This window comes from Bradyrhizobium zhanjiangense, assembly GCF_004114935.1.
GTDB lineage: Bacteria > Pseudomonadota > Alphaproteobacteria > Rhizobiales > Xanthobacteraceae > Bradyrhizobium > Bradyrhizobium zhanjiangense.
This window is the reverse complement of the sequence record NZ_CP022221.1, coordinates 7359765-7381366: the sequence shown is the minus strand read 5'-3', so window position 1 is coordinate 7381366 and position 21602 is coordinate 7359765. Positions and strand designations below refer to the sequence as shown.

Below are 21602 nucleotides of genomic sequence, written 5' to 3'. Positions count from 1 at the left end.
CGGCGGCCGTCGAGTAGACAGGAAGCGGCTTGCACCGGTCCAGACCGCCGCCGCGAAGCGGTCCTGGACCTTCGCTCGCCATCTCGTCTGACGACGCAAGCCGAAGTGATGTCATTTATTGCGTCGCTTCGCGCCGTCAGTGGTTCAGGCGGGCGGGGTTCGTCGGCGCAAGATTGCCGCAATGCAGCGTGGCCGCTTCCCAATCCATCCGGTCCTATTCGACTTGCAGGTGGTGGCTGTCCGCATCTCCTGCGCATCCCTATGTCTGATATAATTGATATCTGCCGGGTTCATCCAAGAAAGGCCCGCATGAAAACTTGATCCCCGGAGGAGCACTGCCATCGAAATCGTCGCGGGCCGGCGGTTTTATTCAATGTGCAATCATCCACAGGGGAAACGCCATGAAACGTCGTCAATTTCTAAGTACGGCAGGCGCCGGCCTCGCCGCGTCTGCCGCCATTGTTGCGCCAGCCATCGCCCAGTCGATGCCTGAACTAAAGTGGCGCTGCACCACGAGTTGGCCGAAGTCGCTGGATGTGCCTTTCAGTGCATCAGAGACGATCGCGAAATATGTTGCGGAAGCTACCGACAACAAGTTTCAAATTCAGCCCTTCGCAGGCGGCGAGATCGTGCCTGCCTTGCAGGCTGTCGATGCAGTAAGCAATGCAACGGTCGAAATGTGCCACACCGCCGCCTATTATTTCATCGGCAAGGATCCGACCTTCGCACTCTATTGCTCGGTACCGTTCGGCCTGAACTCGCGCCAGCAGAATGCATGGTTTCAGGATCACGGCGGTCAGGACATGCTCAACGAGTTCGGCAAGAAGTACAACATATACGGTATTGCGGGCGGCAATACCGGCACTCAGATGGGCGGCTGGTTCCGCAAGGAGATCAACAGCGTCGAAGATCTCAGCGGATTGAAGATGCGGATCGGCGGTTGGGCGGGCAAGACCCTTTCAAAGCTCGGCGTGGTTCCGCAGCAGATCGCAGGCGGCGACATCTATCCCGCATTGGAAAAAGGCACGATCGACGCAACCGAATGGGTCGGTCCCTATGACGACGAGAAGCTCGGCTTCTACAAGGTCGCGAGGTACTACTATTATCCGGGCTGGTGGGAAGGTGGCACGGCGCTGCATTTCTTCATCAACCTGGACAAGTGGAACGCCCTGCCAAAGGCTTACAAGTCGCTCCTCGCTCTGGCCTGCGGCTATGCCAACATGGACGTTCAGGCGCGCTACGATGCGCGCAATCCGGCGGCCATCAAACGGCTCGTCGCCAACGGGACACTTCTGCGTCCGTTCAGCCAGGCGGTGATGGAAGCGTGCCTAAAGGCTTCGAACGAGGTCAATGCGGAAACCTCCGCGTCCAACCCTGATTTCAAGAAGATCTACGATTCGCAAGTGGCCTTTCGAAACGACGAGAATCTCTGGTGGCAGATCGCGGAGTATTCATATGAAACATTCATGATCCGCATGCGTTCAAAGGGCTGAACGAGCCGCGCGCGGGCCCTGCGGGATACTCTTCGACCTGTCTTATCAGCTTCAGCCGGAAGGAAGCCGGCCGTCGCGGCCCGATGGCGGGCCGACGACAGCATTCGCGCTGACCGCGTCGGTGACGGCACGTTTCCAGAACTTGGTTGTCCTCTGCGGTCAGCAGCAGATCGCTCTTCGGATTGAAGTGGTCTTGTCTTGAAAGTTCGCCACGTTAGTCGGATACTGGATAGGATCCCTTGGGCCATTATCAATCCGAGGAGGACGATCATGGCGATTCAGATCGTGATGGACCGCACCGGCGACAGCCATCACCCTTTCAACCCCCGCGACCTGCAGGAAGTGGCGAAGGCGGAGCAGCGGTTCTATGAACTGACGAATGCCGGCTTCACCGCCGCGGTCCGGACGGGTCCCGGTCAGATCTCGCAGATCCGATCGTTCGACCCCAGTGCGGATGAAACCCTCTTTTTCCCCAGATTGATCGGCGGCTAGCCGCTCATGTTCGGCTTTCGGCCGTCCGCGTCGGGCGTCCGCTCCCGCACGAGAGCGGCGCGAATGCTCTTCATCAGGCACGGCGCCGAGCGCACACCCGAGGGGCGGTCGCTGCTGCTCTTGCGGCGTTGGCTATCGCCCGCGCAGTGGGAGCAGTTCGCAAGGAGGGGCTACTTCGAGGTTGTCGGAAGCGAAAGTGGGAAGCGGTACCGGATCCACGCCGGGACGTCGGTGAACGTGTGCGAGATTGACGAAAGAGGCCGCGTGCGGGAGGGGCTGTGCTTCATGCCGATCGGCGCGCTGCCGATCGGAGATGTCATGCTTGCCCAGAAGATTGCGTTGGAAACATGCGAGGGCAAGGCGCGCGCCGTGGCCAGGAGGTTCACGCCGAGCACTTTCCAGTTCAGACAAGCCCGACCTCTCGGTTGACGCCATCGCCAAAGATGTCGTGCGGCTCGACGATTACGTCGCCGATATTGACGCCGACGCGGAAAGCAAGGCGCCTGTCTTCAGCGTCTCCGACTGAAAGTTCATGAATACGGGTCTGGAATTGCACCGCAGCCCGCACTGCTTCAACCGCGCTCGGAAACTCCGCCAAGAACCCGTCGCCAGTATTTTTGACGACGTGGCCGCGGGACCATTCCAGTTGTTGTCTTGAAATGTCAGCCGCACTGACCGATGCCTGCTTCGGTTGGGTGAACAAACATTTCGAAGACGTGCTGCTGATGTCGCCGAAGGGCCGCTAAGACGAAGATCACGGTCGCGCTCGGCATGTCAGCAGTTGAGGCCAGACCGGACATGCCGAGAACCCGCCCCAATCGAACGTCTGCTCGTTGGACAACGACGTGACCCGCGACCTCACATGCGCAAGTAGCCTTCAACCTCGCCCTCAGCCCAGGCGAGCGTCTTCTCTAGCGGCTCGCCCTGCATGTGGCGGACTGTCATCTGGGTCATGAGGCCCCAGGAATAGATCTGCACTGCGATCTTGAGCGGTGTTGGCTGCGCGGCAATCGATAGGATCTGGTTGGTCGTAGGGATTCGGGTAGTGGTAGAGTGTGCCCTTCGGCGGTCCTTGGTCGGCCCAGGTCTTGAGCGTCGTCAGGTTGTCGAAGGCCCGAAGGTCGTGTCCTCCGCTCGCGGCCACCATCCTTTCGATTGCCTTCGGCTGCGACAGGTGCGCCAGCAGGCTCTTTGCCGTCGGCTTGCTCTTGGTGAAGGACCAGATCTCCAGAAGAAAGGAATGAAAGGTGCGAAGCAGCCCTTTCGACCCGCCGGCGACCTGGCGCGATTGCCCCAAAGGAGACTCGTTGGCCGCGAACCCGCATAGAGAGCCGAAGTGAGACCATGGCCGGCGCGTCAAGCTAGCACTTGATTTCCTGCTGCGACGGGCGACAATGACGTCACGCCAGCTTCCGGTACTGAACTTCATATAAGACGGGGAAAACCCGCTTGGCCACGGCAATACCGTCGCTGCGCGGGAGGGACCGTTATGACGGTGCGGTTCATGCTGCAGCGCCGACACGATCCGGGCCGCCGGGCGTATCGCCGCTACGATTGGGAACGACGTGGTCGCGCCGCTGCTCTGCGAATAATTCACCATGTTTCGCGGCGAACTCGCCACCACGGCGCTGCAAGTGGAACACCTACAAAAGATCATCGAGCCAACGTATTGCGCAGGCGACGGCGTGGGCATGCGTTGAGCCACGGAGGCGCGATAGGCTGAAAGGGAGTCCAAGCCGGCGTAAGACCGGCCGAAGGGCATCAGCTCAGACACACAGAGGGAGGGATGCATGACGACGGTAACCCGACGTAACGTCCTCAAGGGCGGTGCCGCGGTTGTGGGCGGCATGGCCGGTATCTTGGCGACCGGCAGGGCGCCCGCCTATGCGCAAGCCACCACGGTGCACTGGCTGCGCTGGACCGACTTCGTTCCGGCGTCAGATCAGCTTCTGCGCAACGAGATCGCCAAGGAGGGCGAGAAGGCGCTCGGCATAAAGCTCAATATCGAGACCATCAACGCCAACGATATCCAGGCCCGCGTCACCTCGGCTATCCAGTCGGGGTCAGGCCCGGACGTCGTCTGTGTCCTCAACAATTGGGGGCAACTTTACGGCGAGAGCGTCGCGGATGTCAGCGACCTCGCTGAGGCACTCGGCAAGAGCCAGGGCGGCTTCTACGAAACATCCCGCGCGGTCGCCAATGACGGAAAAAAATGGATCGCAGTGCCGTGGTGCATCGTCGGCCTGCAGATCGCATACCGAAAGTCCTGGTTTGCCGAGATCGGCTACACGGATGGAAAATTTCCCCAGACTTGGGAAGAGTATCGCGAGGCCGGCAAGAAGCTGAAGGCAAAGGGACGGCCGATCGGCCAAACGCTGGGTCACACGTTCGGCGATGCGCCCGCCTTCGCTTACCCCTATCTGTGGTCCTGGGGCGGCAAAGAGGTCGAAGCAGACGGCAAGACCGTTGTGCTGAATAGCCCAGCGACAGTCGAGTCGGTAAAGTTCATGGTGGCCTTCTGGAAGGACGCCCACGATGAAGGCGGGCTCGCCTGGGACGATTCCAACAACAACCGCGCTTTTCTGTCCGGGACGTGCAGCGCCACGCTCAATGGCGCCTCGATCTACATCGAGGCTCTGCGTAAGCCGGATACCTACAAGACGGAGGCAGGCGGGCAATTGAAGGACGACATCCTGCACGCCGCGCTGCCCAAGGGCCCCGGCGGGCAGTTCAGCTATCACGTCCCGTTCTCGAACCTCCTGATGGGTTATTCGAAGAACCAGGATGCGGCGAAGAAATTCCTTGGCTGGATTCACTCCAAGGACGTCTACGACAAGTGGTTCGTCTCCCAGAAGGGCTTCTCGGTCGGCCCGACCACGGATTGGGAAAAGCACAAGCTGTGGGGCGACGACCCGATCATGCTGCCCTACAAGCAAGCGGCGCGCACAGGGCGCTTCGCTGGCTACCAAGGCCCCTCTACGCGCAAGGCAGCCGAGGTCGTTACCAAGTACATCATCATTGATATGTACGCAAAGGCCGTCCAAGGCATGCCCGCCGAGGATGCCGTGAAGTGGGCAGAGGCTGAGCTCAAGAAGGTCTACGTCTGAGGTTAAGCCGTCCCTCTCCCATTTTCGTGGGGGAAGGGAATCTTCCGGCCGACGAGGATCGACATGGCGATAAGCGCGGTTTCCGCCACCACGCTCCGCGAGGCGCCCCCTCCGCGGCGACAGCGGTTGCTCGAGGACGAGCGCTGGTTGGCATTCGTGCTGCTGGTGCCGACCATCGCGCTGCTCGGCATGTTCATTGCCTATCCCTTCATTCGAGGGATATTGCTGTCGGTCACTAACTCGCGCGTCGGTATGCCCGGCGACTTCGTCGGCCTCGCAAACTTCTACAAGATCTTCAATGACGGAATCTTTCGCACCTCCGTTTACAACACCTTCCTCTATACGGGCGTGACCACCGTCTTCAAGCTGGCGCTCGGGCTGTGGCTGGCCATGCTGCTCAACCGTAATTTCCGCGGCAAGGCCTTTACCCGTGCTTTCATCCTGCTGCCTTTCATTATCCCGACCGTGCTCTCGACTTTCGCCTGGAAGTGGATGTTCGACCCGACGTTCAGCGTTCTCAATTGGCTCCTCTACCATTTCGGCTTGATCACCGGTCGGATCAATTGGCTGGGCGATCCGGACCTCGCCATGATCTCGATTATCGTCGTCAACATCTGGCGCGGGGTGCCGTTCTTTGCCATCAGCCTGCTCGCAGGCTTGCAGACTATCAGTCCCGAACTCAACGAGGCCGCCGCCATCGACGGCGCCAAGCCGTGGCAGCGGTTCTGGCACATCACCTGGCCACTGCTGCTGCCCGTGACCATGGTCGTGGTGCTGTTCTCAGTGATTCAGACGTTCGCCGACTTCCAGATCGTCTATGTGATGACGGGCGGCGGACCAGCCAACGCAACGCACCTGTTTGCCACCTACGCCTATCAGATTGGTATCGGCACCGGCCTCTTAAGCGAGGGCGCCGCAATATCGCTCGCAATGTTTCCGGTCCTGTTTCTGGTCGTCATTATCCAACTTCTCTACATCCGCCGCGTGGAGGTCCGCTGAGCCATGATCGAAGGCGCAAGGTGGCGAAAGTGGATGTTCTTCTACGTCCCCATGGCGCTGTTCCTGCTTTTCCTGCTGTTCCCGTTCTACTGGATGGTGATCACTTCGGTGCGGCCGGACGGCGAGCTTTACCGGCCTTGGAATTCGATCAACTACAATCCGTTCTGGACTTGGAAACCGACCTGGGACCATGTCAGGTACTTGTTCGAGGAAACGCTGTTCGCATCGTGGCTGTGGAACACGACGTTCATCGCGCTCGCGTCAACCGCTATCTCGCTCGTGTGCGGCGTGTTCGCCGGCTATGCTCTGTCGCGGCTGAACTTTCCATTTGCCGGCAGCCTGGGCACCGGCATCTTCATTACTTATCTGGTACCGCAAACGCTGCTGTTCATTCCGCTGGCAGAGATCATACGCAACTATCGGCTGGGTGACACGCCTTGGTCACTGATTCTGACCTATCCGACCTTTCTTATTCCGTTCTGCACCTGGCTCATGATGGGCTACTTCAAGGCGGTACCCAAGGAGCTCGAGGAATGCGCGCGCATTGATGGCGCCTCGCGCTGGCAGGCTATGCTCTACATCGTCATCCCGGTGGCGATCCCGGGCATCCTCTCGGCCGGCATTTTCGCTTTCACGCTGTCGTGGAACGAGTTCATCTATGCGCTTGTCTTCCTGTCCTCGCCTGAGCAGAAGACTGTGCCGGTCGGCGTCACATCGGAGCTGATCCGTGGCGATGTATTCTACTGGGGACCGCTGATGGCTGGGGCCCTGCTTGGATCGATACCGGTTGCTATCGCCTATTCGTTTTTCGTCGAGCACTACGTCGCAGGATTGACCGGATCGGTGAAGGGCTGACAGCACGACGGATCATAGGGATTCGAAGGCGCGAATCCAGATTGCGCGTAGGTCGTTGGGAGGCAGGTGAAAGTGAATGGGCCAGGTCGTCCTCAAGGGGATCAACAAGTTCTTTGACAGCGTGCACGCTGTCAAAGACGTCAATCTGCAGATCCGCGATAAAGAGTTCGTGGTGTTCGTCGGCCCCTCCGGCTGTGGCAAGACGACGACGCTCAGGATGATCGCCGGGCTTGAAGCGATCAGTTCCGGCGATATTTCCATCGACGGCAACGTGGTCAATGAATTGGCGCCCATGGACCGCGACATCGCCATGGTGTTCCAGAACTACGCGCTGTACCCGCACATGAGCGTGTACGACAACATGGCGTTCGGCCTGAAGATGCGCAAATTCGAAAAGTCCGAGATAGACAAGCGCGTGCTGGAGGCGGCTGACATCCTCGGCATCGGCGAATTGCTAAAGCGCAGGCCACGCCAGCTCTCAGGCGGCCAGCGCCAGCGCGTGGCGTTAGGCCGTGCTATCGTGCGCCACCCTCGCGTGTTCCTGTTCGACGAGCCGCTGTCGAACCTCGATGCCAAGCTGCGGGTGCAGATGCGCGTTGAGCTGAAGAAGTTGCATCTGCGACTCGGCACTACAGCCATTTACGTTACTCATGATCAAGTCGAAGCCATGACGCTGGGTGACCGGGTCGTGGTCATGAAAGACGGCGTGGTGCAGCAGGTGGGGGAGCCGCTAGAGTTGTACAATCAGCCCGCCAACAAGTTTGTCGCCGGCTTCATCGGCTCCCCGGCCATGAATTTCGCCGCCGTTACGGTGACCGAGGCGAACGGATCGCTGATCGCCGAGAACTCCGGCCTGCGCATCAAGCTACCGGACGAGACCGCGCAGCGGCTGCGCGGCCATATCGGACGCGAGGTCATGCTCGGCGTGCGGCCGGAGGACCTCACCGTGGCGGGTAGCGTTGATCTCGGCCACCCATGCTTCGATGCTGTGATTGAGGTGGTCGAGCAACTCGGCTCGGAAATCCTGCTCGATATGAAGGTCGGCGAGAGCATCATGGTGGCGAGCATCGAGCCGACCGCAAGGGTGAGGGTGGGCGATAAGCTGCGCGTTGCCATGCGGCCTTCCAGGCTTCACGTTTTCGACGCGCAGACCGAGGCGGCCATCTAACGCCGGCAGTTGGCCAATTCCGGTGGTGAGGGGAATTCGGAACAAATCGCCTTCCATGCCCATCCAGGGGCAGAGCACGTCATTCTCTTCACCTCCGCAACCGTCAGCGGCTGGCCGCCGGAGGGCGGCTCTGAGCTAACCTGGCGGACCAGCGCCATCATGTCCGCTCATGGCGGGTCGACGGAAAAGGGTCCGATTGGCTGTCACTTCTGCGAGAGGCAGGATTAATGCAGTGCGCATTGATCGCGCGCACGCTTGAGGTCAGCCGTTTCGGCTCCTTCGTCAAACCAATCGCAGATCGGTTCTAGCAGCGTGCGCGCCTCATCAATCCTTCCTTGGCTCCGCCAGAGTTCTGCGAGGCTTGTGGCGGCGCGCAACTCCAAGGACTTGGCGCCTTGACCACGCGCCACCTCAATGGATTTCCTAAGATGAGACTCGGCTTCGCCGACTTTCGATGGGTCGAGCGATAGGAGAATTTGGGCTTTTTGCCGGTGTAATTCCGACTCCCATGCCCTGCCCGTCACATCACCTATGCCGGCCAGGAGCCTTTCGACCAACGATAGTGCGCGTTCATTCTCGCCGGCCTTGGCGTCAATTTCCGCCAGCCAGCTATTCATCATCGGCAGCATGAAACCGACACCGTTGCGCCGCGCCTCGTCGATTCCCAGTGCGATCTCGGATCGGGCCTCCTCAATTCGGCCAATCTCGCCGATGGCCCGGCCTCGCGAAATTCGCGATAGAATTACGTACAGCGAAAACCGCTGTTCTTGTGACATTTCGAAGCTGTTCTGGGCGCTCTCGAGAGCGCGAGCGGCGTCCCCGCGCAGAAGGTGCACGACAGAGGTCATGTAATGAGCGAACGCCACTGTGTACGGGTGAGCAAGATCCTGAGCCAGGGCCAACGCTTCCGACACGCGCGAAAGGGATCGATCGGGATAGCCGAGGAACCACAAGTCCCAGGACTGAAGCAGCAGTGAAGCCGCTTGAGGCTCCACCATGTAAAGGTGATAAAGGGGCTGTCTTCCTTCGCTGATCGAAAGCCTGATCGTCTCTTCGAAATGGTTCGCTGAGGATTGGAAGTCCCCGATTGTCAACAACGTGCTGCCCATCACTCTATGAGCCACCATCGCCAGCACGGGGCTAGACAAGTCTCGTGACCGCAGCAGAAACTCATCGGCCATGCTGAGCGCCTCATCGTTCCTTCCACCCATCCATGAGTGTCCCCACAACCCAAACAGGGCTTGGAAATATTCAGGGATGTCGCCGAGACGCAGGCATAAGGCGCTAGCTCTGGAAAACGCTTCGCGGGTTTCCGTGGAGGCATACCCTTTGACGGCGATAAGCGGTATTCCCAGCGCCAGCTGAACCTCGACCTCTTGTTTGGTCCGCTCGGGCGTTTCGGGCATTGTTTTCAGAAGCTGAAGCGCACTTCGAAAATTGGCAATCGCTTCGATGTTGGCGGAGTGCGCGAGCGCGCGCTGCCCGGACTTGAACCAATAACGGATAGCCGAATTGTGATTGCCTGCTTCCTGATGATGATACGCCACGACTTCGGTCTGATTTTCCGCAAGCTCCGGAAAGTCATGCTCCAGGACCATGGCGATCTCGGCGTGGATCTGCTGTCTTTTGCTCCTGAGCAAAGAATCGTAGATCGCATCACGCAGCAATACGTGTTTGAACGCGAAGCGGAGGGAAGGCGAAATGTCGACTCGATATATGATGTCAGCCTGTTCGAGCAGCGAGAGTGCTGACAGGATATTATCTTCGTCGAGTTGCGATACGGCCGACAACAGATCATAGGAGAACTCGCGCCCGATCACCGCCGCAATCATTGCAAGTTTGCGACTCGGCGCAACGCGGTCGAGCCGCTCCATCAATGCATCACTCAGCGTGTCCGGAACCCTGAGCAATGCTGCTTGTGCCGTCCGCTCGGACCCACTTCGACCGAGTACAGGTGCGCTCAACATACTGTTTGTCAGTTCCTCGATGTATAGCGGGACGCCATCGGCCTTTTCGATAATTTGGTCCAGCAGCGGCTGAGGCATCCTCCCGCCCCTCAACAGACCTCCAATCATCGCCTTCACTTCCGTATGCGATAATCGAGTCAGCGAGTGCACGGTGATATTCGCATGAGTGATCCATGCAGGGCGGAACTCCGGTCGGCACGACACGATAAGCAGCACGCGGGCGTGGTCGATCCGGCTGATAATCAGGTCAAGCAACTCAACCGTCGACGGATCCAGCCAGTGTGCATCCTCAAAGATGCAGAGCGTGGGCCCTTGGACGGAGAACGCCAACAGCATATCGACAAGCGTACTTATGGTTCTGTTCTTTATTTGCTGCGGGGTCAGGCGAGACAATTGGAGGTGATCATGCACTGGGATGGATAACAGCCTGGCGACCAGCAGGACCGGCTCGGCGGAATTATCGGGAAGGTAAGCCCTGAGCTTGGCGAGCTTGTCTGCATCGGGCTCGCGCGGTGTTATTTGGGCCGAATGTTGGATCTGCTCGATGACGGGGAAGAACGCGCTCTGATTGTGGTAGGGCGAGCATTGATGATGCAGCAGAATATGCGGTTCCTGCTGAATATGCGATTTCAACTCGTGGAGCAGCCTCGACTTCCCGACTCCCGGAATACCCGAAAGGAGTATGACCTGGCCATCACGCTCCTTGACTTTCTGCCACCTGTCGAGCAGCAGGCTCAGTTCGCTTGAGCGTCCAATGAGCGGAGTAAGAGAGCCCGTATGCGCAGCCTCGAAGCGGCTAACCGTGCTTTTCGCCGCCAGCACGCGATACAAATGAAGGGGGTGAGTCACACCCTTGAGTTCGTGGATGCCGAGGTCCTGAAAATCAAAAGCGGCCGATATGAGACGCCTCGTCGTCTCTGAGATGAGTACCGTATCTGGAGCGGCAAGGGCCTGCAGGCGCGCCGCAATGTTTGGTGTCTCTCCCACCGCGTCCATCGACCAGCGGCCGCTATCTCCAATGTCACCGACAACAACCGGTCCAGAGCAAACACCCACTCGACAAGACAGAGTAACCGGACCTGAAATCTTCGCGACCCCGGAGGCGATCTCCAGTGCGGCGTGAACGGCACGAATGGCGTCATCCTCATGAGCGGAGGGCCAGCCGAAAAATGCCATGACGCCATCGCCGAAATACCGGGCCACCTCGCCGCCATACCGCCCGATCGCGGTGCTGCATTCCTCCCGGTACGCGTCGATAAGTTTTTGGAGATCCTCAGGGTCCAGCTTCTCGGAGAGCTGTGTAGAAGCCACAAGGTCGCTGAACAGTACGGTAATCTGACGGAACTCAGGTTCGCGATGCTGCGCAATGGAGGGCGGCGCCACAGCGACTCTTGAACCCGCAAGCGTCTCGCCGCCGGGCTGGCGCGAAGCGGTCAATGCTTCAATCGCCCTAAGCAGCTTCTTGCGGTGACCTAAGGAAGAAACTCCAATTTGCTTGAGATCGTTTTCCGTCAAATCCGGAAGCAGGGAATATTCGATGTTGTTTTCCGCGAAGGCTTGGGCGTACTGGCCTAGACCGTGTCTGACCAGCCACTCGGCTAAGTCGGTGTTTGTCCTCGTCATCGAAGAGGCCCTCCTCTTACCGCTGTAGGACCCCTTATACTACCTCACGACGGGGACGCCGGAACAGTGCGTGCTTGCGCTCAGGCCCAGCAAACCGCGATGACGTCGCGCTGTTCCGCTCAAGCCGCGGGACGAGCGCTGCAATCCTCGTCTTTTGAAGGCCCTGAACTGAGACAGTATGGGAGCGCTTCTCCGATCGCCTGTCGAAGCTCGTCGACCATCTCGGCTTCGGATTTATGGAGTTCGTGATTATAGCCTTCCGCCATGATCAGTGCCGATTCATACGTCTCCTGAACGACTGCGATACGGTCACTCGCAGGAAGAGACGCGACGAAGTCGATGGTGTCTTTGACGTGCGTGGCCTCACTTCCGAGAGAGCTATGGCTTCTGAGAAAGCGGGTCGCGTCGACGCCATCCGGACACAGCGCCTGGACCTTCTCGACGTCGGCCTTCTGCTTGAGCGCGGCGATGCGCTCCAGGCAGTAGGAGTACCCTATGCAGCCGATCGGGTAGTCCTGCGAGCAAAGGTCATCGAAGCGCTTGCAGAGCGGCTTGATCCCGTGCGGGATGAAATTGGTGACGAGTCGCTCGGCCGGCAAACCGAGCGCACGCAGGTCCTTGAGCGCGAGGCGATCGTGACCAGACTCCTCGCGCGCCCGTTCTTCAAGGTAGGCCGCGACCTCGGGCCTGCCCAGTTCCTCGAAGCGGCTGGCCGCGCGCCGCAGATTTCGAGGCGTATCGACAGACGTGTGATAGGCGCCGACCAGGGCCACAACATAGCCCGCGAGCGTCTGGTCCGGACGTGCGAGGCGTTCTTCAATCGCGGCAAATCCGAGATTGATCGCGCCGTCGAGCAGCCCGATCGCGCTGCCCGCCGTACCCACGCCCGTCATCGGCGTCGCGAATGGATCTACGTTCCCTTTCGTCCCACCCGTGGTGTGGAACCAGACCTGTCCGGAGTCGCGAGCAATGATCGAAATATCACCCGTGACGTTGACCCACTCCGTCCTCAACTGCTCCATTAGAAACCTCCCAACCTGCAGTGCTCAGCACGGACCGTCTGTCTGCCGTTGCCACTTCGGACACGCGCTTCAAACTGGAGACGGATCGCGCCTCCCCTCGAACCGAACGGTAACAGCGCTAGATTCCGTTGGGCGTACAAGACATCAGCAAGCGAGCCGTTTCCAGAAGAGACTGGCCGGGTCGAGGGGTCACGCGGCCTCTGTTCGGCAGCACAAAGACGACTTCATCGGGGTCTTGCATGATGTAGTGACCATCGTGCTCTTCTTCCGTGATGATGACCGCGCGGTTCAGATAGATACCTCGCGCCGCGAGCGCGACTTTGGCTCGGTTCGCGGCGGCGGCCGTCACGGTAGTGTTGTCCGCCTCACGTTCCAGCAGCGAATTTCGGAAATCGTCTTCGACCCACGCGTCGACGATCAACTGCGCGAGCGAATCGTTGGGGCTGAAGGAGAAGGTTGGAACCGTCACCTCTGTCGGAGCCGCCGCGCCTCTCAAAACGACATTCTTTTTAATGGCCATGATCAGCCTTCCCTAATTAAGCGGGCTCGGGATCTCGCCGTCCCGCACCATTTAAATGCATTATATTTTTTGCATTTTAATTGTATAACCTCAGGATGGCAAGTTAGAATAGCGATCACGGCCGCATGATCATAAATCCATCGTGCCGCTCTGGGGACACCGGTGACGGTATTCGGATTGGCCAACTCCAAACAAATTGGATACGAAATTTAAATATCCAGCGCGCGCCTCTACCCGGCGTTGCAATTTAAATGTCTGCCGATTGCGGCACGCTTTGTTGCTTGAAAATCGGGAATGCGTAGGCCCCGGCATCTCCAATCTTGCCCCCACTCAGAGGTTGGCCGAAAAAAACTGGTCTAGGGCTTCGAGACGCGCGATGTACTGGCGGCAGCACAGGTCATCATTCTTTAGATTTCGAAGAGGAGGGCAGCGCATGGCCTCAAAAATTATCCAGCGCCTTGATCACGGTGTGAATCCAGCGACGACAAAGTCGGATAGGCTCAGGCCAATTTGCTGCCTGCATGAGTCCGGATTTGGCCCTTCTGCGACATTCAGCGATGTCCGCTATTGCGCGCTAGTGGCAGTGAAGCGGACATCGGGCGCGCCGGAGCCGAGCACTCCGATCTGACCAGGCGCTGTGGTCTTCGGTCTGCCTACTCCTCGTCGTCTTCGTCCTCGTCTTCATCCTCGTCGTCTTCGTCGCTCTCGTCCTCTTCCACGCGCGCGAGCGTGGCCAGCGGCAGCGTCTCGCGGAACAAATCGCCTTCCATGCCCATCCAGAGGCAGAGCACGTCGTTCTCCTTCACTTCCGCGACCGTCAGCGGCTGGCCGCCGGATTTCAGCATCACGACATCACCGGCTTTCACTTCCATGGATTGTCCTTTCGCGTTGATCGACCGAACGCGAAGCTAGCAATTTGTCATGACATCCGGAAAACGGGGGCGGTGGATGAGACCGCGCACTCCCATGCACGGAACGCTCAGGTGCCGGGGCCGCTGGCAAAGGGGGCCTTCATCGCAAGGCCCGCGACGATGCCATCATGCCCCTGTTTTGCCCGACGTGTCAAAAAGAATTTCGTAAAATCGAAAATCGAGCTTGCGTTGCCGTAAGCCCTTGAATTTGCAGCAACGCCCTACTGTGCATGGGGTTGTTTTTCGATAATTTGTTGTCGCGCGCTTAGTTTATCCCGGCAGCAGCTCGGTCAGCGAGCGGATGATGCGGTCGGGCTTGACGATCGAGCCTTCGGGCAGGCCGTCGCCATGCACGTCGATCCAGATCGAATAGATGCCGAGGCGCTGCGGCGTCACGACTTCCCATTCCAGATTGTCGCCGATCATCCAGGTGTCTTTCGCGCTGACGCCGAGCGCCTCCATCGCGTGCAGATAGGCGCGCTCCTCGGGCTTGCCGAAGCCGTGCTCGCCCTCGATCTGGATGTGATGGAAGCGGTGCGCGAGCTCGAAGCGCTCGACCTTGGCGCGCTGAGTGTCGGCGGCGCCGTTGGTCACCAGAGCGAGCTTGATGCCGAGCGCCTTCAGCTGGTCGATTGCCTCATGCGCGCCGGGGAAGACGAACATCTCCTCCTCGCGATAGGCGGTGAAACGGTCGGCAAGGCGGATGGCGAGATCGTCGGGCAGGGCGCGGTGGCCGGCGGCCGCAAGCGCGGCAAAGCCGCCCTTGACCGTGAGGTGGCGGGCTTCGGCGAGCTTCAGCCGCCATGCGGCTTCCGCGTTGGCCCAGAAGTTTCGCGCGAACGCCAGCACCGCGGTTGCGACCAGCTGTGGCGGCAGCGGCGCGAGTTCTTCGGCGAACTCGGCCGTGATCGTATTCCACGCGATCTCGGGCCGGCCATAGGCCGACAGAATGGTGTCGTCCATGTCGATCAGCATGGCGCGAGGGAGCGGCGGCATGGCGAGGCTCATGGCCATTTCACTTCCGGCGGCAGCGACGACAGGATCGAATCCACATTGCCGCCGGTCTTGAGCCCGAAGATCGTGCCGCGGTCGTAGAGCAGGTTGAACTCGACATAGCGCCCGCGCCGGATCAATTGCTCTTCGCGGTCTTCAGCGGTCCAGCTTGTCGCGAAATTGCGCCGCACGATCTCAGGATAGATCATCAGGAAGGCGCGGCCGACATCCTGGGTGAAGGCAAGGTCTGCGTCCCAGTCGCCGCTGTCATGCCAGTCGTAGAAGATGCCGCCGATGCCGCGCGCCTCTTTGCGGTGCGGCAGATAGAAATATTCGTCACACCACTTCCTGTACTTGTCGTAGTCGGCGACACCGCTCGGCTGCGCGCAGGCCTCCTTCATCGCGGCGTGGAAGGCGATGCTGTCGGCATCATCCTGCGTCCGCCGCCGCTCCAGCACCGGCGTAAGGTCGGCGCCGCCGCCGAACCAGGCTTTTGTGGTGACGACGAAGCGTGTGTTCATATGCACCGCGGGCACATGCGGATTGCGCAGATGCGCGATCAGCGAGATGCCGGAGGCCCAGAATTTTGGATCCTCCGCGGCACCGGGAATTTGGGCACGAAATTCAGGGGCGAATTCACCGTGAACGGTCGAGCAGTGCACGCCAACCTTCTCGAACAGGCGACCATGCATCGTCGACATCACGCCGCCACCCCCGGCCGCGCCGGTATGATCGGTGCGCTGCCACGGCGTGCGCTTGAAGCGGCCGGCTTCGCCCGGATAGAGGCCTTGCGGCGCGTCGTCCTCCAGCCGCTCGAAGCTCGCGCAGATGTCGTCGCGCAAGGCTTCGAACCAGGCGCGGGCGCGGCCCTTGCGGTCTTCGATTGTTGAGGCGTCCATCTGCATTCCCGTCGTCAACCAAGCGGAGTGTGCCGTAGGAGGGCAAAGGCGCCCTTGCGCCGTGCCCACCATCTTCACCGCGATTCCGAACGGTGGGCACGCTTGCGCTTTGCCGACCCTACGAATCTCACTCTTGCGGACCGTAATAGGTGCAGCTCTCGTTGCAACTGTCGCGGTGGATGCTGACGCGGGTGAGCTTGCCGATATGCGCCAGCCTGTCCCAGACGAAGCGCGAGAGGTTTTCCAGCGTCGGGGTGCCCAGCGCCTCGATCTTGTTGAGGTATTTGTGGTCCAGCATCAGGCGCACGTCCTCGATGGCGCGCTGAAGGAGCCCGAGGTCGACGACCATGCCAGTGTTGGGATCCGGCGTGCCGCGAACCGTTACCTCGGCGCGGAAGGAGTGGCCGTGGATCTCTTCGCTCGCCGCACCGAACGTCGTGCCCGACAAAGAGTGCGCCGCCTCGAAGCGGAACGATTTCGTCAATTCCCACATCTGTCCGTCAACAATCCTATCTGATGCCGAGCGATTTATGTGTCTGCACGCTCAACCGCCATTGCGGATGGCGCAGGCAATAGTCGATCGCACGCGCGGTGTTTTGGGCGACCTCGGGTCCGTCCATCGGCTGCAGCGAGAAACGCTCGAAGGCGAGGCCTTCGTAGGTCTCGGGCGCGGCGAGCGCCTGCGGATAGACCAGCTTCAGCTCGTGGCCGCGGCGTAGCACGAGTTCGCTGCCGCCCTTGGGGCTGACACAGATCCAGTCGAGCCCCGCCGGGGCGGCAATCGTGCCGTTGGTCTCGACGCCGATCTCGAAGCCGCGGGCGTGCAGGGCGTCGATCAAGGCGGTATCGACCTGGAGCAGTGGCTCGCCGCCGGTGAGCACCACGTAGCGGTTGGCAGTGGATGCGGCCCATTGCGCGGCGATGGTGTCGGCGAGTTCCGCGGCCGAGGCGTAGCGGCCGCCGAGCGTGCCGTCGGTGCCGACGAAATCCGTGTCGCAGAACTTGCAGGTCGCCTCGCTGCGGTCCGCCTCGCGGCCGCTCCAGAGGTTGCAGCCGGCAAAACGGCAAAACACCGACGCGCGCCCGGCATGGGCGCCTTCGCCTTGCAGGGTCAGGAAGATTTCCTTGACCGCGTAACTCAACTCTCTCTCCTCAATCCTTTGGGCCTTCGGGGTTCCGGATCTGGCGCAGCGCCTCGCCGGCGGCCATCGCCGCGGTCATGGCCACATTGAGCGACCGCAGGCCGGCCCTGATCGGTATCACCAGCCGCGCATCCGCGGCCTCGAGCACCGCATCCGTGACGCCGGCGCTCTCGCGTCCGAATAGCAGGATGTCCGACGTCTGGTAACGGAAATCGCGGTAGTCGGTGGCACCTTTGGTGGTGAACAGCAACAGGCGGTCGCCTTGTGCCGCACGCCAGTCCTCGAATCTCGCCCAGGAGTCGTGCCGGGTGATGCTGACCTGGTCGAGGTAGTCCATTCCCGCCCGGCGGAACGAGCGGTCCGAGACGGGGAACCCTGCCGGTTCGATGATGTGAGCGGCCATGCCCAGACAGGCGCAGAGCCTGAGAATCGTGCCGGTGTTCTGGGGAATGTCGGGTTGGAAAAGCGCTATCTGCATGGGCTGTGGCGGGTTGGTTGCGGGGGCAAAATGTCTCAATAAAACATCGCATCCCCGGGAATTCGTGCATTGCACGCTCCCGCGCCGATAGCGGGCTTGCGCTCGCCCGGCAAGGGTGCCAATAGAACGATTCTGGACTGCTGTTTTCCCCGTTTTGGGCGTGAGCAAGCAAAGTTCTGCCGCCGCGGGGGGCCGCGGGCGCCGGCAGCCTTCTGGGGACCTCATGGGCGCCCCCCGGAGCGGTTCGACCGGTCGCATAAGAAGAAAGGGTTGGAATCGTGACGACAGCGTCTTCGGCGGACCATCCGACACGCCGTGATTTCTTATTCGTTGCAACGGGGGCAGCCGCTGCAGTAGGGGGCGCGGCCGCGCTCTGGCCCTTCATCTCGCAAATGAATCCGGATGCCTCGACCATCGCCGCCGGTGCGCCGATCGAGGTCGATCTTAGCCCGATCGCCGAGGGTCAGGACATCAAGGTGTTCTGGCGCGGCAAGCCGATCTACATCAGCCACCGCACCAAGAAGCAAATCGACGAAGCGCGCGCCGTCAACGTGGCGAGCCTGCCCGATCCGCAGTCCGACGAAGCCCGGGTCAAGTCCGGCCACGAGCAGTGGCTGGTCGTGATCGGCATTTGCACCCATCTCGGCTGCATCCCGATCGCTCATGAGGGCAATTACGACGGGTTCTTCTGCCCCTGCCATGGGTCGCAGTACGATTCGTCCGGCCGCATACGCCAGGGGCCCGCGCCCGCGAACCTGCCAGTGCCGCCGTACCAGTTCGTTTCCGACACGAAAATCCAGATCGGCTGAGCTTCGGACTATCGTCCGAAGCGACGCGCCGTCTCGTCGTATTATTTCCTCAGGATCGCATCATGAGCGGACCATCCGACTACCAGCCGAGCAATCCGGCCCTGCAATGGATCGAGCGGCGTCTGCCGATCTTTGGTCTCATCCACTCCTCCTTCGTCGCCTATCCCACCCCGCGCAACCTGAACTATTGGTGGACCTTCGGCGCCATCCTCTCCTTCATGCTGGCGATGCAGATCCTGACCGGCGTGATCCTGGCGATGCACTACACGCCGCAAGCCGATCTCGCCTTCAAGTCGGTCGAGCTGATCGTTCGTGACGTGAACTACGGCTGGCTGCTGCGCAACATGCACGCGGTTGGCGCCTCGATGTTCTTCGTCGCCGTCTACGTCCATATGTTCCGCGGCCTCTATTACGGGTCGTACAAGGAGCCGCGCGAGGTGCTGTGGATCCTCGGCGTCATCATCTACCTGCTGATGATGGCGACGGGCTTCATGGGCTACGTGCTGCCCTGGGGCCAGATGAGCTTCTGGGGCGCCACGGTCATCACCAATCTGTTCTCCGCCATTCCCTATGTCGGCGAGAGCATCGTGACACTGTTGTGGGGCGGCTATTCGGTCGGTAACCCGACGCTGAACCGCTTCTTCTCGCTGCACTATCTGCTGCCGTTCCTGATCGCGGGCGTTGTCGTCCTCCACGTCTGGGCGCTGCACGTCGCCGGTCAGAACAATCCTGATGGCGTCGAGCCGAAGACGGAAAAGGACACGGTGCCGTTCACGCCGCACGCGACCATCAAGGACATGTTCGGCGTCGCCTGCTTCATGCTGCTCTACGCCTGGTTCATCTTCTATATGCCGAACTATCTCGGCGACGCCGACAACTACATCCCGGCGAATCCGGGCGTGACGCCGCCGCACATCGTGCCGGAATGGTATTACCTGCCGTTCTACGCGATCCTGCGCTCGATCCCGAACAAGCTCGCGGGCGTCATCGCGATGTTCGGGGCGATCATCATCCTTGCCTTCCTGCCCTGGCTCGACAGCGCCAGGACGAGGTCGTCGAAGTACCGTCCGCTGGCCAAGCAGTTCTTCTGGATCTTCGTCGTGGTCTGCATCCTGCTCGGCTATCTCGGCGCGCAGCCGCCGGAAGGCATCTACGTGATTGCCGGCCGGGTGCTGACGGTCTGCTACTTCGCCTACTTCCTGATCGTGCTGCCGCTGCTCGCGCGCATCGAGAAGCCGCGACCGGTTCCGAACTCGATCTCGGATGCGGTGCTGGCCAAAACCGGGAGCAGATCGACGCCGATGGTGTCGACCGCGATTGTGCTGGCGCTCGCCGGTTCGTTGTTCGCGGGCTCGATCGACAGCGCGAAAGCGTCCGAAGGCAGCGACCAGCCGCCGGCCAACAAATGGTCGTTCTCGGGCCCTTTCGGTAAGTTCGACCGCGGCGCGCTCCAGCGTGGCCTGAAGGTCTACAAGGAAGTCTGCGCCAGCTGCCACGGCCTGTCCTACATCGCCTTCCGCAACCTCGCGGAAGCCGGCGGCCCCGGCTATTCGGTGGCGCAGGCGACGGCGTTTGCCTCCGAGTACAAGGTCAAGGACGGCCCGAACGATGCCGGCGACATGTTCGAGCGTCCGGGCCGGCCGGCGGATTATTTCCCCTCGCCATTCCCGAACGAGCAGGCCGCGCGTGCGGCGAACGGCGGTGCGGCACCGCCGGACCTGTCCCTGATCACCAAGGCGCGCTCGTATAAGCGCGGCTTCCCCTGGTTCATCTTCGACTTCTTCACCCAGTACCAGGAGCAGGGTCCGGATTACGTCGCGGCCGTGCTTCAGGGCTTTGAAGAGAAGGTGCCCGAGGGCGTCACCATCCCGGAAGGCTCCTATTACAACAAGTACTTCCCGGGTCACGCCATCAAGATGCCGAAGCCGCTCAGCGACGGCCAGGTGACCTACGATGACGGCTCGCCGACCACGGTCGCGCAATACGCCAAGGACGTCACCACGTTCCTGATGTGGACCGCAGAGCCGCACATGGAAGCGCGCAAGCGCCTCGGTTTCCAGGTGTTCGTGTTCCTGATCATCTTCGCGGGCCTGATGTACTTCACCAAGAAGAAGGTCTGGGCCGGCTCGCACTGAGTGGCGCGAGACGAGAATGAAGAAGCCCCCGCGAGGGGGCTTTTTTGTTGGGCTGTCATTCCGGGGCGATGCGCAGCATCGAGCCCGGAATCCATTCCTCCACCAACGCCGTAGCCCGACGGATTCCGGGTTCGCCCCTGCGGGCGCCCCGGAATGACGTGAGTGTGGATTGCTTCATCCTCTTGCACCCGCCAGAATACCCACAACCGCTCCCCCAAAACTCATCGGAGGACACCATGGGAACCACCATCACCTTCAAGCGCCCGGACGGCAAGGACGCCTCGGGCTATCTCGCCAATGCCGGGCGCGGCAACGCGCCGGGCGTGGTCGTGATCCAGGAATGGTGGGGCCTGTCGGACCAGATCAAGGGCCTGTGCGATCGCTTTGCGCTCGCGGGCTTCGATGCGCTGGCGCCGGATCTCTACAAGGGCAAGGTGGTGCCCTATCACGACACGGACAGCGCCAACAAGGAGATGAACTCGCTCGACTTCATGGACGTCACCACGCAGACCGTGCGCGGCGCCACGCAGTATCTGTCGCGCAACGGCGCCAAGGTCGGGCTAACAGGCTTCTGCCTCGGCGGCGCCGTCACTATCATCGGCGCGACCAAGATCCCGGAGCTCGCGGCCGGCGTCGTGTTCTACGGCATCCCGCCGGAGCAGGCGGCCAAGCCCGCCGACGTCAAGATCCCGCTCCAGGCTCACTTCGCCAACAAGGACGATTGGTGCACGCCGGAGTTGGTCAATGGCTTCGAAAAGGCCATGAAGGCCGCCGGCAAGTCGCTGGAGCTGTTCCGCTATGACGCCGAGCACGCCTTCGTCAACGAGCAGCGCCAGGCCGTGCACGACCGCGAGGCCGCCGAGCTCGCCTGGGGCAGGGCGACGGAGTTTTTCCGAAAGCATCTCGGCTGATAGCCCGTAGCCCGGATGGAGCGAAGCGTAATCCGGGGATTGTCTCGTGGCATGACCCCGGATTACGCTGCGCTCCAT

General features: G+C 60.8%; 19 protein-coding genes and 2 pseudogenes. 10 read left to right on the top strand and 11 right to left on the bottom strand.

Going from position 1 to position 21602, the window contains the following annotated elements:
• Positions 1–401 precede the first annotated feature (401 nt).
• The 3 genes from XH85_RS35450 (at position 402) to XH85_RS35440 (ending at position 2414) form a co-directional block, all read left to right on the top strand.
• Entirely contained in the window at positions 402–1493 is a 1092-nt protein-coding gene (locus tag XH85_RS35450; RefSeq protein ID WP_128937539.1) for a TRAP transporter substrate-binding protein, read from the top strand.
• Positions 1494–1763: 270 nt separating this feature from the next.
• Entirely contained in the window at positions 1764–1985 is a 222-nt protein-coding gene (locus XH85_RS35445) for a hypothetical protein (protein ID WP_128935602.1), read from the top strand.
• 6 nt (positions 1986–1991) lie between these two features.
• On the top strand, positions 1992–2414 hold the full coding sequence (locus XH85_RS35440; RefSeq protein WP_128935601.1) for a hypothetical protein: 423 nt from the start codon (positions 1992–1994) through the stop codon (positions 2412–2414).
• Here XH85_RS35440 and XH85_RS35435 read toward each other — a convergent pair.
• Together XH85_RS35435 and XH85_RS47045 are read right to left on the bottom strand one after the other, a co-directional pair.
• Positions 2410–2616, bottom strand: a pseudogene (locus XH85_RS35435) (nucleotidyl cyclase domain-containing protein); the annotation flags it as partial. The gene XH85_RS35440 and the pseudogene XH85_RS35435 sit on opposite strands and share 5 nt — an antisense overlap.
• A 227-nt stretch (positions 2617–2843) precedes the next feature.
• Positions 2844–3260, bottom strand: a pseudogene (locus XH85_RS47045) (ABC transporter substrate-binding protein); the annotation flags it as partial.
• A gap of 515 nt (positions 3261–3775) precedes the next feature.
• Between XH85_RS47045 and XH85_RS35430 the strand changes: the two are divergent.
• The 4 genes from XH85_RS35430 to XH85_RS35415 all read left to right on the top strand — a co-directional run bounded on the left by XH85_RS35430 (position 3776) and on the right by XH85_RS35415 (position 8114).
• Complete coding sequence (locus XH85_RS35430; protein WP_128935600.1) at positions 3776–5092, top strand: ABC transporter substrate-binding protein; 1317 nt, start codon at positions 3776–3778, stop codon at positions 5090–5092.
• Positions 5093–5155: 63 nt separating this feature from the next.
• Positions 5156–6091 carry a carbohydrate ABC transporter permease gene (locus XH85_RS35425; protein WP_128935599.1) on the top strand — a complete coding sequence of 312 codons (936 nt, stop codon included), beginning with the start codon at positions 5156–5158 and terminating at the stop codon, positions 6089–6091.
• Between the two features lie 33 nt (positions 6092–6124).
• Positions 6125–6946 carry a carbohydrate ABC transporter permease gene (locus tag XH85_RS35420; protein ID WP_244551276.1) on the top strand — a complete coding sequence of 274 codons (822 nt, stop codon included), beginning with the start codon at positions 6125–6127 and terminating at the stop codon, positions 6944–6946.
• 76 nt (positions 6947–7022) lie between these two features.
• Positions 7023–8114 (top strand): ABC transporter ATP-binding protein, encoded by a 1092-nt coding sequence (locus tag XH85_RS35415; RefSeq protein WP_128935598.1) that lies wholly within the window; start codon positions 7023–7025, stop codon positions 8112–8114.
• Positions 8115–8338: 224 nt separating this feature from the next.
• On the opposite strand, the gene XH85_RS35410 is transcribed toward XH85_RS35415, so the two are convergent.
• The 9 genes from XH85_RS35410 to XH85_RS35370 form a co-directional block, all read right to left on the bottom strand.
• Positions 8339–11704, bottom strand: a complete 3366-nt coding sequence (locus XH85_RS35410) for an adenylate/guanylate cyclase domain-containing protein (RefSeq protein WP_128935597.1) — start codon at positions 11702–11704, stop codon at positions 8339–8341.
• A 119-nt stretch (positions 11705–11823) separates the two neighbouring features.
• Positions 11824–12726, bottom strand: a complete 903-nt coding sequence (locus XH85_RS35405) for a hypothetical protein (RefSeq protein ID WP_128935596.1) — start codon at positions 12724–12726, stop codon at positions 11824–11826.
• 118 nt (positions 12727–12844) lie between these two features.
• Entirely contained in the window at positions 12845–13246 is a 402-nt protein-coding gene (locus tag XH85_RS35400) for a hypothetical protein (protein ID WP_128935595.1), read from the bottom strand.
• Between the two features lie 653 nt (positions 13247–13899).
• Positions 13900–14118, bottom strand: coding sequence for a YodC family protein (locus tag XH85_RS35395; RefSeq protein WP_128935594.1), 219 nt, complete (start codon positions 14116–14118; stop codon positions 13900–13902).
• 309 nt (positions 14119–14427) lie between these two features.
• Complete coding sequence (locus XH85_RS35390; RefSeq protein ID WP_128935593.1) at positions 14428–15171, bottom strand: HAD family hydrolase; 744 nt, start codon at positions 15169–15171, stop codon at positions 14428–14430.
• A complete protein-coding gene (gene hemF, locus XH85_RS35385) occupies positions 15162–16049 on the bottom strand; it encodes an oxygen-dependent coproporphyrinogen oxidase (RefSeq protein WP_164939918.1) in 888 nt (295 codons plus the stop codon). The genes XH85_RS35390 and hemF overlap by 10 nt, the downstream gene beginning before the upstream one ends.
• A 127-nt stretch (positions 16050–16176) precedes the next feature.
• Positions 16177–16542 (bottom strand): 6-pyruvoyl trahydropterin synthase family protein, encoded by a 366-nt coding sequence (locus XH85_RS35380; protein WP_128935592.1) that lies wholly within the window; start codon positions 16540–16542, stop codon positions 16177–16179.
• Positions 16543–16558: 16 nt separating this feature from the next.
• Positions 16559–17191 (bottom strand): 7-carboxy-7-deazaguanine synthase, encoded by a 633-nt coding sequence (gene queE, locus XH85_RS35375; protein ID WP_128935591.1) that lies wholly within the window; start codon positions 17189–17191, stop codon positions 16559–16561.
• A gap of 10 nt (positions 17192–17201) precedes the next feature.
• On the bottom strand, positions 17202–17669 hold the full coding sequence (locus XH85_RS35370) for a tRNA (cytidine(34)-2'-O)-methyltransferase (protein WP_128935590.1): 468 nt from the start codon (positions 17667–17669) through the stop codon (positions 17202–17204).
• Positions 17670–17947: 278 nt separating this feature from the next.
• Here XH85_RS35370 and petA point away from each other — a divergent pair, with 278 nt between their 5' ends.
• From petA to XH85_RS35355, 3 genes are all read left to right on the top strand, one after another.
• The gene (gene petA, locus XH85_RS35365; protein ID WP_011085272.1) at positions 17948–18478 is read left to right on the top strand and encodes a ubiquinol-cytochrome c reductase iron-sulfur subunit; all 531 of its coding nucleotides are present in this window, start codon (positions 17948–17950) and stop codon (positions 18476–18478) included.
• Positions 18479–18540: 62 nt separating this feature from the next.
• Positions 18541–20613 carry a cytochrome b/c1 gene (gene fbcH, locus XH85_RS35360; protein WP_128935589.1) on the top strand — a complete coding sequence of 691 codons (2073 nt, stop codon included), beginning with the start codon at positions 18541–18543 and terminating at the stop codon, positions 20611–20613.
• Positions 20614–20849: 236 nt separating this feature from the next.
• Positions 20850–21524 (top strand): dienelactone hydrolase family protein, encoded by a 675-nt coding sequence (locus XH85_RS35355; RefSeq protein WP_128935588.1) that lies wholly within the window; start codon positions 20850–20852, stop codon positions 21522–21524.
• Positions 21525–21602: the final 78 nt, after the last annotated feature.